Here is a 12,915-nt window from a genome sequence, read left to right as displayed (position 1 = left end):
TGATGGACAATGCGCTCCCCAAAAGCCTCCAGGACAATCCCGAGCTGGGCCGCTGGGTTTCCTTCGACGAGCCGGGCATTGTCGGCATCCGATCGGGCAAGGTCGAACTCGGCCAAGGCATCCTCACGGCCCTTGCCCAGATCGCCGCCGACGAACTGTTCCTCGATCCGGGGCTGGTCGCGCTCGTTCCCTGCGACACGGATTGGTCGCCGGATGAGGGCATCACCGCCGGCAGCCAGTCCGTCGAGGTCTCGGGGGCATCCATCCGCATCGCCATGGCGCAGGCGCGTGCGGCCTTGATCGATGTTGCCGCGGCCCGCCTCGGCGCCGATCGTGCCGGCCTGTCCTGTCGGGACGGGGACATTCTTCTCGATGGCGCACCGACGGGGCTCGATTTCTGGTCTCTCGCGCCCGAGGTCGATTGGCGGCAGCATGTCAGCGGCGACGTGCCCGTGCAGCCCGTCGGGGCCTATCGCGCCGTGGGGGAGAGCCATCCGCGCATCGACATGGCGCCGAAGCGCGGCGGCAGCGGTTTTATCCACGATCTTTCCCTGCCGGGGCTGCTGCATGCCAGGGTCGTCCGGCAACCGTTCCGGCTGGCGCGTCTGGCCGATGTCAATGACGCGTGGCTCCAGCGTCGCCATCCCGGTATCACGGTCCTGCGGAAGAACGATTTCCTCGCCCTCGTCGGCCCCGATGAATACGGTGTCCATGCCGCACATGCCGAAGCGGACAGATTCACCGCATGGGAAGAGGCGCCCGGCCGCTGGCGCCCGGCGGAGACGGCCGGCGAGACGGTCATCCGGCCCGGAACGGTTCCGTCTTCTCCGGGGGCGGCAGGCATAGACGTGCGATATTCGCGGGCGCGTGTGGCGCACGCATCGATCGGACCGTCCTGCGCACTGGCCTGGCTCGATGCCGGCCGGTTGACGGTGTGGAGCCATTCGCAGGGTATTTTCCCGCTTCGCGCGCAGATTGCCGGATGCCTCGGGTTGGAGTTGTCGGCGGTACGGGTCATCCATGCGCATGGTTCCGGCTGCTACGGCCACAACGGCGCTGACGATGCCGCGCTCGACGCGGCCATTATCGCGCTGGAACTGCCGGGCCAGCCGGTGCGCGTACTGTGGTCGCGCGAAGACGAGCTGAGCCGTGGCCCGCTAGGGGCCGCCATGTCGGCCGGGGTCGAGGCGGAGATCGACGCTGCCGGCGGGGTGGCATCGTGGCGCCTGTCGGTCGTGAGCGAGCCGCATGCCCAGCGCCCGGGCTTCGGGGGACATGTCAATCTCAGCTCGGCCGAAGCGCTCGACAGCGCACGTCTGCCGGGAAAGGTCGAGGACCTTCCTGCTGCCGCCGGCGGCGGTGCCGCGCGAAATGCCGTGGCGATCTACGATTTCCCGGGCCAGCAAATGACCGTCCGGCTCGATACGCGCAGCCGCATCCGCACCTCCTCGTTGCGCTCCCTGGGCGCCCATCTCAATGTCTTTGCCATCGAGTCCGCGATGGACGAGCTGGCGGATCTCGCCGGCGCCGATCCGCTCGACTTCCGGCTGCGTCATCTCGGCGACGAGCGCTGCCGCGCCGTTCTCGAAGGGGCGGCGGAGATGAGCGGCTGGCCCGGCAGCCACCGGGCGGGCGAAGGGCGGGCGCTCGGGATCGCTGCTGCCCGCTACAAGAACAAGGGTGCCTGGCTTGCCGCCGTCGCGGAAGTCTCGGTGGACGAGGAGATCAGGCTGGAGCGGCTGTGGCTTTGCGCCGATGTGGGCCTTGTCGTCAACCCGCAAGGCGCGCGAAGCCAGATCGAGGGAGGCGCCATCCAGGCGGCGAGCTGGACCCTCAAGGAAGAGGTGAAGGTCAAGGACGACCGGGTGCCGGCCTTCGACTGGAGTGCCTATCCGATCCTGACGTTCTCGGAAATTCCCGAGATCGAGACGCGGTTCATCGTCGATCCGGCGCGCGCGCCCCTCGGTGCGGGCGAGGCCGCGCAGGGGCCGGTGGCCGCGGCCATCGGAAACGCCGCGTCCCGGGCGCTTGGCCTGAGGCTGCGCGACCTGCCGCTGACGCGGGAACGGCTGGTCGAGGTTCTCATGGGCGCCTGACCGGTATTCGCATTCGGTCCGATTTTCCGCGGCCCGGCTGCGAGGGATCGACGATCGCGACAGCGTGGAGTTTGATGTCGCGATCGTCCGGGCCGGCGGGCTTTGCGGCGGCGATCTGGGTCAGGCAGGAGGGCCCCGGTCGGTATCCATGGCAAGAGGTGCGGCGGCCTCTCGGCTTTCGTGCAGGGTCAGCAGCCAGATCGCGGCGTTGCAGAACGGGGTGATGATGTCCGGGGCGGGAGCGCTGATCCAGCCTGCGAGCCTTTCGGCCATTGTGCGGTAGCCGGCATTGTCGAGGCGCGTTGCCAGCGCGGTGCCCGTCGCACCTGCGGCGTTCCGCGCGCGCATTCCGCCGTGCAGCACGCCGCCGAGGAGGATTTCCGTTTCCTCGAGCAGGTCGTTCGGCATATCCCGGAGCGCGGGAGTGACCGCATGCGTGCTGTCGTCGTCGGCGTCGAGGTCGGGCACGATGAAGCGGTCGGCAGAAAGCGACCACGGCGTGCAGACGAGCGCGCCGCCTTCCATTCTCACCGGTCCTGCGACATGGCGTACCGGCCCCCAGCTTCCCGATAGCGCGGCGGCAAGAATCCTGGTCGCACTGGGTGCGGCGGCATCGAATTCGCGTTCGAGATGAAGGGTGCCGCCATCGTTGCACAGGCGCACCGCTCCTTCCCATATCTGGCGACCGGGTGCCCAGGATTGGCCGAGAACCGCGTCGATATCGAAGACATGCACGGTATCGCACAGCCTGCGCGGGCGCAGCAGCGAGATCGGCCGGCTGCGCAGGGCCGTGGCGATCGGCGTAAGGCTGGCGGCCGCAAGCGGCGCCGGAAAGGAAAAGGCGGCGTCGCGCGGCATGACCTGCGTGCGTCCGCCAGAACCGCTGCCGAGGCTGAGCAGCCCATCGGCCCGGCGCCGTGCGACGCTGGTGAGGATCTGCCCGCGGCCGACACCGGCGACCGGCAGTCCCGGCGCCATCTGCCGGCGGCGCACGGTGGCATGGAAGGCGTGCTTCTCTGCCGGGAGCGGCGAGAACAGCTTCTCGATGAGCATGGTTGCGCCCATGTCGCTATCGGCGAGCAGCACGGACGCGCGGATATCGGCACCCTCCTGCCGGAGCCGGGCGCCGAGCGAGACCAGGCGCGATTTGCCCATGGCGGTTTCGAAAGGCTCGCCAATGCCGAGGGCGGTGGCCGCGTCCCCGGCCCGCGTACGGGCGAAAAGCTCGGCCGCGATCCTGAGCACGGCCCGCTCGTCGTAGCGGGCGCTGCGGGCCTCGTAGGCCTCGACCTGTTCGGAAAGCGCGCCGAGGACGAGAAGGATCTGCGCCGCGCCGCAGTCACTCGCATGCCGGAGGGCCGCTGCCAGCGGCTGCTCGTAGGCGGCGGGTCCTGCGACGATACCGGCCTCGACGAGACGGGTGATGACGGCATCGCACGCCGCGCGCAGCCTCTCCCGATCCCCGCCGTCTGCGGCAGCATCGCCGCCGCCCAGGGTCGTTTCCCTGCCGCCAGCCGCTGCGTGAAAGCCGCGGATGGCCAGGGCGACATGCGCGCAATGCTGTCCCTGGGCGCAGTCGCAGCGGGCATAGGACAGGTCGCCGGGCACGAGGAAGCGCACGCTTGCCATCGGGAGATGCGCCGTGGGGGTCTGCCCGTAGTCGAGACGGATCGTATGGCGCGATGCCAGAAGACGGATGAGTTCCGCCCGTGTCGATGGTGCGAGCGTCGCCTCGAAGACCTCTGGATCGAGCGACGCCGGGCTCCAGGCCTCCCTGTCCGGCGTGGTGTCGCCTGACGCCTCTGCCCTTTCCGCCCGATAGGCGACCGCCAGCATGATGCGGTGGCGGCAGACACCGGAGGAGGGGCAGGTGCAGCTTGCATCGGCAAGGCCCTGGCTCGGGGCAAGGCGGGTCAGCGTGCCGTCGGCAAAACGGGCTTCGATCACCCCCGCTGCCGTTTCCGCGATCGCCGGGCCGGTGCCGGCCGCCAGTTCGCGGACTGCCCGCTTGACAAGCCCCGCATTGGAAAGCTGAATCAATCCTTCGTCGGTCAGCGCGATGAGATCAGGCCGCGCCATCGCCTAGCGCCCGATCTTTTCGGCGAGCCAGCCGGCAAGCTCGCCCGGCGTCATGGCTCCGATGTCCGCGCCGGCGGCGAGGAGTCGGCGCGCCATGTCCCGGTCATAGGCGGGCGCCGCGTCCGAATCGAGCGCGGCAAGGCCCAGCACCAGCGTGCGCTGGGCGGTGAGCGCGGCCACGCGCTGCTCCAGCATGGCCTCGCTTGCCCCCTCGAAGAAATCCGAGATGAGCACGACGATCGCCCGTTCGGGCTGTTCGATGAGGCTTGCCGCATAGGCGACGGCGCCCTGGATGTCGGTGCCGCCGCCGAGCTGCACCTTCATCAGAAGCTCGCATGGATCGTCAACGTCCCGCGTCAGGTCGATGACATTGGTGTCGAAGGCGACGAGGTGCGTGCGCACGCCCGGCAGGCCCCAGAGGCAGGCGGCCGTCACCGCCGAGTGAATGACGGAATCCAGCATCGAGCCGCTCTGGTCGACAAGCAGAATGATCTGCCATGTCTTCATGTGCCGCTGGTTGCGCGCGAAGAAATGCAGCTTCTCGACGGTCAGCCGGCGCGTCTTCGGATCGTAGTGCTTGAGGTTGTCCTTCAGCACGCGCCGGAAATCGAGGTCGCTGGCGATGCGGAAGCGGCTGTGGCGCCGCCGGTCGATCACGCCGGAAAAGGCGAGCGCCAATTCGCGGCTGAGCTTTTCCATCAGCTGGCGCACGACCTCCTGCACCAGCTTGCGGGCGAGCACGAGGATATCGGGCGACATCAGGTGCTTGGTGCGCAGCACCGCCTTCAGCAGCGTCTCGTTCGGCTCGGCGCGTGCCAGAACCTCGGGATTCGTCACGACGTCGTCGATGGCGTAACGCTCGATGGCGTCGCGTTCCAGCCGCTCGATGGTTTCCTTCGGGAAAAGCCGGTGAATGTCGTTGATCCATTGCGGCGTGGTGAGCGCGGACGGTCCCCGGCCGCCCTGGCGCGCGATGTTGCGGGTGCCGTCTTCCTCCTCACGGCCGTAAAGCCAGTCGAGCGCGGCATCCATGGTGATCGCCTCGCCCGAAAGGCTGCAGCCGGCAGAACGGCACGCTCCATCCGCCGCCTCGCCGAGGACGAGGCGCCAGCGCGTCAAGGCGTCGAGGGCAGGGCGTGTCATTTCACCGCCGTTTCCGCCAGAAGCGCGAGCCCGCGCAGCATCTCGCTCGCCGTTACAGGATCGAGGTCGCCGAACGTGCGCGTGGCGCCTTTCTTGCCATAGAGCGATTCCAGCGAAAGTTTTCCGAGAGTCTGGTGCTTGTCCTCCAGGTCCGCCGCGCCGGCGAAAAGGCCGTCGCCGAAATAGAAAATGGCGTCCTTCGTCGTGCCGTCGGCAAAGCGCACGGGCCGCTCCAGCCACCAGATGCAGCCGCTGTCCTGCGGTGCGCCGAGCTGCCAGCCGCGGGCCGCCATGCCGCGGATGCGGGCGGATTCCACCTTGAGGTTTTCGAAGCGGCCGATCTCGTGGGCGGACTTCTCGGCCTCGTCCAGCATATGGATTTCGCGGCCGAGCTGCGGAAAGGGCTGCGAGATCTCATAGTCGCCGAAGAGCGCGCCCCAGGCGTCGAGCCCGCCTTCCGGCAGGTGCAGCGGGTGGACAAGCCCGATGGCTCCCGGCGCGTCGACGGAAAAATCGAGGTCGAGCGTGTCGTCCGCCGCATCCGTCACGGACAGGTCGTCCGAGACACGGAAGATCGTCGTCGGCGTGGTGCGCGGATCACGGTCGTCATAAACGCCCCAGACGAGGCGCTGGGCAAGGTGGCGGATCAGCGGATGGCTGGCGAAGAAGGTCCAGAACACCGCGGGCGCCACGCGCCTCGACGTGGAGAGCATGTTTTCCAGCCGCGCGATCTGCAGGCTGGCCACGGCGCGCGCATCCTTCTTCAGCGCAGACCATTTCTTCACCGCGGCGGCAGAACGTTCGGCATCGTCCGACCTCAGCGGTTTCGGCAGGTCCTTGAGCCGCTTGCCGGTCTCGTCCTTCACCCAGGGCTTCAGGAATTCGTCGAAGCCGACGCGGAAACGGCGTGGCCCGAAATCGAGCTCCAGGCCGCCGCGCTCATCGAGGTCGAGGTCGGGTGCGAGCCGGTCGGCCAGCTCTTCCGGCGTCAGGTCGCGCGCCTCGGCAAGGGCGGCGATCTTCTCGCGCGCCCGCTCCTGAAGGCCCTTGAACTTCAGCTTCTCGGCGATGCCGTTGAGGTTCATCAACGCGACGTCCGTGCCGATATCGGCAAGCACGTCGAGCCCGGTCACCGCGCGCTGGTGGGCGGATTCGCCCGGCCATTTCCGGATCAGCCGCGTCAGCTGGCGGGCACATTCGTCATCACCCAGCCACCCGATGGCGCGGAGCGCCCAGCCGTCCTTGCCCGGTGCGCCCTCGGCCAGCCAGGCGGAGAACAGGTCCCACGAGAAGCGGGCAAGGCTGTCGGCCGTTGCCGCCTCCTTCGTGACGTCGATGCCGGCATAGATGGCCTCGGGCGTCGAAAAGGAGATCATCTCGGCAAGTGCCGTCATCGCCTCGTCCGCCAGCGCGCCACCGTCCTTCAGGACGGGCCGCGTCAGGCTGGCGGGCTTGAACCACGCAGGCAGTTTGCCGATCCGTGCCGGATACCGGCCGAGCGGATCGCGGTCGAGCACTTCCGCGAGCGCCTCGTGCACATCGGGAGACTGCGCCTCATAGGCCCGGGCGATCGTCTCAATCTCGGTGCGCGCCTCCGTGCCATCGGCGGCCAGCCAGCGCAGCGTGTGCTCGGCGGCATCGCGCGCCGCACCCTTCCTGCCGACCGCATCGGGGATGAGCCGGGTGATGGCGGTCGGGCGATGGTTCCGCAGCCACTGCATCGCGGGAAGCCGCGCCTTCTTGAGCTTGAGGAGGGCGCGGGCGGCCAGCGGGGCGATCTCCGCCGCATCGGTGTCCCGCACCTTGTCGAGCATGCCGACCGGGTCGTTTTCGACCTGCCTGAGGAGGCCCGGCAGGGCCCTTTCCCCGAAGCGCTCCATCATGCGCGGATAGATATCGCCCATGAAATAGCTGGCCACAGCGCCGGGGCAGCCCCAAAGCGTCAGCGCAAGCCCGTCGGGCTGGCATTCGAGGCCGTCGAGAAGCGTATTCCAGCCGCTCGCGTTGAGCCCGTAGGAGCGGGCATGGATGATTTCGTTCACGCGCTGCGAGACGAAGCCGAGGACCTTTTCCTCGTCGTCGCCCCGCTGGGGCAGGTTCGTCGCGCGCGGGACGTTGTACCAGGCGGGAAGCGCTTTCGATTCGAATTCGCGGATCGCCTCGATCAACTTTTCGGTCGTCTTGACGGTATGGACGCGGGACAGGCGCCACCTGTTGTCCTCGGGCAGCGGACCTTCGCGATGATAGCGGAATGGCGTGGCGATCGGCGCGAGGTCGAGCACCCTGTCCTCGCTCTTGACGGCCTTCTTGCGCCAGGGCGGGTCGCGCAGGACCATCGGCACCTTCTCGGGTGGGGCGAGGGGAACGTTGCCGGCTTCGAGCAGCTTTTCGAGCTGTGCGAGCGGGCGCCCCCCGCCGGCCCATGCCCGCAGGGTTCCGGCGGGATATTGCTTGACGAGGTCCATGACGCGGGCGCGCACCACCGGCTCGTTCCGCCCGCCGGCGAGGACTGCCAGATGCTGGCGCAAGCCGAGCGCCGGATTGGCGGCCATGGCCTCGTCGAGGGCGGCGCGGATCCATTTTTCATGCAGGTACGGCAGGAGCTGCGCCAGCGCGTTGTCTTCGCCGGTTGCCAGGATGACGCGGGCGAGCTGCGTTCGCTGGGCGTCGTAGCCGTAGTGGAGCAGCCAGTCGAGGAGGGGAACGGCGGGCTCGCCATGATGGCGCGCATTGGCGATGACGCTGGCCGCGATATCGGCGAGCGGGACGTCGAAATAGCCGTAATACATGAAGTAGGATCGTCGCGTGCGCCACTTTCCCGTGGTGGCGGCCGGCGCATCGACGAGCAGCGGCACCATCGGGAGCGAGGCTCCGATATCCTGGCCGGCGGCGGCCGCCTCGTGGATGACGGCAAGCGGCTTGAGGTCGTGCTCGACCGGCCGGTCATCGGCCAGGATGAAGGAATAGGCGGCTTTGCGTGGCCAGTCCTGTTCGGCATGGTAGGCCGGCGTCAGGAGGCCGATCGCCCGCTCGTAGTCCTCCTGCGGCAGGCTCGTCAGCACATCGCGCAAGGCAAGGTCGAACGGTTTGCTCCAGGACGAGGAATCATAAGCGCGGTGCTTGTCATGGTTGACGCCGATGAAGGGCGCTGCCGCCTCGATCACCCGCTCCACGCCGCCGGTCGCGGACAGCCAGAACAGGAAGGCGCGCAGGCAGTAAATGCCTGCCGGCCGCCCCTCTTCGCCGTCCTTGTGCATGACCAGGCCGCCACTCGCAAGCAGGATGCGTGCGATCCACTTCTGTGCCTCGGCGGCGTCCGGGGCGGCCGGTGCCTTGCCGGTGAGCGTGGTTTTCAACCAGCCGGAGACGGACCCCTTCGGGCCGGTCTCGCCGATATTCTCCTCCAGCCAGGCGAAGGCGTCGCTGCCTTCCTTCTTTACGGCCGGCTTGATGCTGCGCAGGTCCGCAAGGAGATGCGCCCAGGCGCTCGCCGCGTCGAGAGAGCCGTGCGGGCGCGAGCGGGTGGCGAGGGGTTTGCCGATCAGGGCATCGAGCTGTGCCTCGTCCGGACGGAATTCGGGGGATGCGTCCTGCGGCACGTCATCGCCGGACACCGTGGCGGCCGATGCTTCGTCCTCTGCTGCGGCTGGCGCGGGTTCCCGCGCCATTTCCGGCCGTACCCCGGCCTCCTGCGGCTTTGGCGGCGCGGATGCGGCAGGAGCGGCCGCGCCATTCATCGCCGGCACATAGCCCTTGCCGGTCTTTTCCTTGACGAGCTTCTTCTTTTCCTTCTCGGCGTCCTCGGCGCTGTCGAAATCCTTCTCCTTCGTCTGGCCCTGCGTGCCGATCCGCCCGAACCGCACCGTCAGCCGGTTTCCTTCGACGGCGGCTTCCCAGAACTTGGACGATTTTCCTTCGACGAGTTCATAGCGTTCCATGCGGTCCTTCCTCATCTTCCATCAAACCAGCCCGGCATCGGCAAGGCGCCGGGCGACGATTGCTTCGAGCGCCAGCGCTGCCGCCTGATCGGCGACATCCGCCGGCTGGCGCATCCATTCGAGCGCCCGGATTTCGGCCTGCGCCTCGCCTATCCCCGCCGCGCGCAGGATGACGCGCGACAACCGTTCCCGCTCGCGCGGCGGGAAGAAGGCAAAGGCTTGCCGCAGCGCCGGGAGCGCGATCAGGAACGCGTCGTCCGGCCAGTCGTCGACGAGCGTGCGCACGGCATCGATCAACGCGTTGTCGGCTGCGATCTCTTCCCGCGCCAGCGCGAAAAGCCCGGAGAGGAAGTCGCCGAGCTGATCGGGCCGGCTGAAGCGGCGCATGTGCCCGGCAATGTCGTGGCCGCTGCTTTCACCGCAGGCGACGAGCGTGCCGAGCGCCGCGCCAGCCACGGCCGGGGCGGTCTGCGCATTCGCGAGGCAGCGGCCGAGCATGGCCAGAAAGGCGCCGCGTTCGATGGCTAGGTCGGGACCGTCGCGCAGCATGTCGCGGCAGGCAACGAATGCCGGGATGGCGCGCAGGCCTTCCTCGTCGTTCCGGATTGCTTCGGCGGCCTGCAGGACGCGGCTAAAGGCCGTTTCGCAGAGTTCGCCCAGCGCCCGGTGCGCCGCCGCACCGAAAATCTCGCCGAAGCGGTAGAGGCCCATGGCCATGCGGCCCGCTGCGCCGACGGCGCCCATGTCGTGCGAAAGCCCGATGCCGTGTGCGAGCTGCGCCGTCAGGTCGTTTTCAAGGGCCAGCAGGCCGGCGAACAGCGCATCGGCAAGGCAGGCCGAAAGTGCCTTGAGGTCGCTTCGCGCCTCCGCCGCCCGGTCCGCCAGCAGGGCGGTCGCGGCCATCGGCAGCGTGCCGCCCCAGCGGGAGGCCTCGATCAGCATGCCCTCCGCATCACGGTGCCGTATCAACCGGAAGCTTTCCTGCGGTGCGGCGGGGCGGGGCGCCGATGGTCCTTCGAGCCGCTCAAGGCCGGGCATGCCGAGGACGCGCAAGGCGTTGAGGATATGGGCCTGCTCCCTGTCGGCCGGCACGCGCCATTCCAGCTCGATCCGCCGCGCGCTGTGCCCGGGCGTGAGCCCGGCATGCTCAAGCCTCTCCTCGATATCGATGACCAGCGGTGGCCGGCGCGCGCCAGGCGCCAGCCGCCCCTGCCGTTCGCCCGTCAGCGCCTTCAGCATGGCGACGAGCGCGGGATGGGTGCCGGCCCGGACGGCACCCTCGCGGGTCCAGGCGGCGGGCTGGTCGAGCCCGTCCTTCACCAGCGTCGCGAGGGCGGCGTCGAGCAGATCCGTGCGCAATACCGTGCGGTGGCCGCGCGTAAGCGCGAGCGCCTGTCCATGGGCGTGCCATGCAACACGGTCGGCCGTGGAGACGACCTGCCCGGCTGCGCGCATCGCCTGTGCGATTGCATTTTCAGCCCAGTTTGCCGCCGCTTCCAGCCCGCGTGCATGAACCTGTTCGTAATAGGCAGGGGAGGGCATGCCGGAGGCATAGCCGGTGAAGCGGTCGAGCCGGCGATAGTCGTAGGGCACGAGGTAGCTGCCGGCGTGCTCGTCGTCGGCGGGAGCGGGCACGTCGGGCCGCGCCCCGTCCGCCGCCCGCGCCAGCCGCCGGATCGCTTCGGCATGCCAGCCGCCGCAAACCAGGACGACCTTGCGGCTTCCGGCCTCCCGCAGGGCCCAGGCGGCATGGCGCGCCATGAACTGCTCGCGCGCGTTTTCGAGCGGATCCTCGTCCCCGCCTGGCCGCAGCAGGTCGAAATAGCGCTCGAGGCGATGGTCCAGTTCGTCCGGCGGCGCCTGTTCGGCCAGCGTATCCCAGACCGCATCGCGGCCATCCTCGCCGAGCGCACGGGCGATGGCCGCCTCGGCGGCAGCGGCGTGCCGACCGTGCGGATCGGCATAGCGGTTTGTCCGCGCGCCAAAATCGGGGTGCCATGCCGGAAGGTCGCAGAAGAGCGGCGTCGCGCCCGCCTCCCACGCCGCCTGCAGGGCCTGCCATTCCGGCGAATAGGCGCAGAAGGGCGAATAGGAGGCGAAGCTGCGGTGCCGCGTCGCATGATAGCTGAAGATGGCGAGCGGAAGCTGATGGTCGAGCCTCAGGTCGCCAAGATGCGGGTTGAAATCCGCCGGTCCCTCGATCAGCACGAAAGCCGGACGGTGCCGCTTGACGGCGCGACGCACCAGATGGGCGCAGGCCGGCGAATGGTGGCGTACGCCGATGACGACGAGCCTTTCGTCCGCAGCCGCCGGCTGGCGCTCAGGGCGTGAGAAGATGCCGAGCCGCATAGAATGCCTTCCAGGCTTCGCCGGACCGCTTCGCCGCCTTCTGCTCCAGATAGCGCCGGAGCTTTGCCAGATCGTCCGCATTGTCCTTGGCAGCGGTGCCGGCAAGGCATTCGACGATGTCTTCCGGCCGCCCCCGGTCGCCGCGCATGTAGTGGCCGCGCACGCCGACCGCATGGGCGACGCTGACCGCTTCGGCGGTGCTCATCACCGAACTCAGCCGTTCCACGCCGCCTTCCGCCGAAAGGCCGTCGCGCAGGTCGCGAAAGCAGGTGACAAGCACCTCCAGCACGTCGTCGTCGGGTGCGGCCGGCACGCCGGAACGGGCTAGCAGCTTCGCCGCCTCGCGCCTGACCAGCGCCAGCTCCTCGTCGGCATCGCGGATGGGAAAGACCGTCTCGAAATTGAAGCGCCGCTTGAGCGCCGCCGACATTTCGTTGACGCCGCGGTCGCGGGTGTTGGCGGTGGCAATGACGTTGAAGCCGTCGCGGGCGAAGACCATGCCGTCCTCGCCGGGCAGTTCCGGCACGGCCATGACCCTGTCGGACAGGATCGACAGCAGGCAATCCTGCACTTCCAGCGGGCAGCGCGTGATTTCCTCGAAACGCACGATCTTGCCGTCCGACATGCCGTGGTAGAGAGGCGCGGGGACGAGCGCGCGCCGGGTCGGCCCTTCCGCGACGAGCAGCGCATAGTTCCAGCCGTACTTGATCTGATCCTCGTTCAGCGACGCACCGCCCTGGATGGTGAGCGTCGAATCCCCGCTTATGGCGGCTGCGAGCAATTCGGAAAGCAGGCTCTTGGCCGTGCCCGGCTCGCCGATGAGGATCAGCGCACGGGACGTCGCGAGCGTGACCATGGCGCGCTCGATGAGGGAGGGGGACACAACGAGCTTTGCGCTCGCTCCGTCACCGCCGAGAACAAAGGCCTTGACCGCCCTCAGGGACAGTGCCCAGCCAGGCGGCCGGGGGTCCCTGTCGCTGCGGCGCAGGGCTTCCAGTTCTTCTCGATAGGCGATTTCGGCAGGGGGGCGCTGAACGGCGGCGGTCGGGTGGGGCATGCGGCGGGACGGTCCTGTTCTGGCGGGTTGCGTCGAAACGGGATCAAATTCCTTGGCCGCCTGGAAGAGCGGCCAAGGGCAACATATTGCTCCGGGGTTACGTTTCAAGGTCCGGCTTTCTTCGGCCGTGGCTTGAAATAAATGCCCGCGTTCCTTCTCGGGAAAGGGCCTGCCGCCGGGCCGGTGGCATCCATGGGAGGATTTCAAGCCGCGACCCTTGTCCGGCGGGAAGCCACGAGCAGTACATGCACCG

The 12,915-nt window shown here is 68.6% G+C and carries 6 protein-coding genes; 1 reads left to right on the top strand and 5 read right to left on the bottom strand.

Annotated features, from left to right (window positions below):
* Nucleotides 1-2: 2 nt before the first annotated feature.
* Entirely contained in the window at nucleotides 3-2,096 is a 2,094-nt protein-coding gene (locus AABQ55_RS00030; protein WP_288085854.1) for a xanthine dehydrogenase family protein molybdopterin-binding subunit, read from the top strand.
* A gap of 120 nt (nucleotides 2,097-2,216) precedes the next feature.
* Here AABQ55_RS00030 and AABQ55_RS00025 read toward each other — a convergent pair whose 3' ends face one another.
* The 5 genes from AABQ55_RS00025 to AABQ55_RS00005 are packed head-to-tail and all read right to left on the bottom strand — an operon-like array spanning nucleotide 2,217 to nucleotide 12,662.
* The gene (locus tag AABQ55_RS00025) at nucleotides 2,217-4,175 is read right to left on the bottom strand and encodes an SWIM zinc finger family protein (protein WP_272806766.1); all 1,959 of its coding nucleotides are present in this window, start codon (nucleotides 4,173-4,175) and stop codon (nucleotides 2,217-2,219) included.
* A 3-nt stretch (nucleotides 4,176-4,178) separates the two neighbouring features.
* Entirely contained in the window at nucleotides 4,179-5,318 is a 1,140-nt protein-coding gene (locus AABQ55_RS00020; protein WP_272806765.1) for a VWA domain-containing protein, read from the bottom strand.
* On the bottom strand, nucleotides 5,315-9,256 hold the full coding sequence (locus tag AABQ55_RS00015) for a DUF4132 domain-containing protein (RefSeq protein WP_272806764.1): 3,942 nt from the start codon (nucleotides 9,254-9,256) through the stop codon (nucleotides 5,315-5,317). Before AABQ55_RS00015 ends, AABQ55_RS00020 begins: the two co-directional genes overlap by 4 nt.
* Before the next feature lie 21 nt (nucleotides 9,257-9,277).
* Nucleotides 9,278-11,605 (bottom strand): DUF5682 family protein, encoded by a 2,328-nt coding sequence (locus AABQ55_RS00010; RefSeq protein WP_272806763.1) that lies wholly within the window; start codon nucleotides 11,603-11,605, stop codon nucleotides 9,278-9,280.
* The gene (locus tag AABQ55_RS00005) at nucleotides 11,577-12,662 is read right to left on the bottom strand and encodes an ATP-binding protein (protein WP_272806762.1); all 1,086 of its coding nucleotides are present in this window, start codon (nucleotides 12,660-12,662) and stop codon (nucleotides 11,577-11,579) included. Before AABQ55_RS00005 ends, AABQ55_RS00010 begins: the two co-directional genes overlap by 29 nt.
* Between the last annotated feature and the right edge of the window lie 253 nt (nucleotides 12,663-12,915).

The sequence above is a fragment of the Shinella sp. WSD5-1 genome (genome assembly GCF_963942435.1).
GTDB lineage: Bacteria > Pseudomonadota > Alphaproteobacteria > Rhizobiales > Rhizobiaceae > Shinella > Shinella yambaruensis.
The sequence above is the reverse complement of the archived record's forward strand: the minus strand, read 5'-3'. Positions and strand labels throughout refer to the sequence as shown.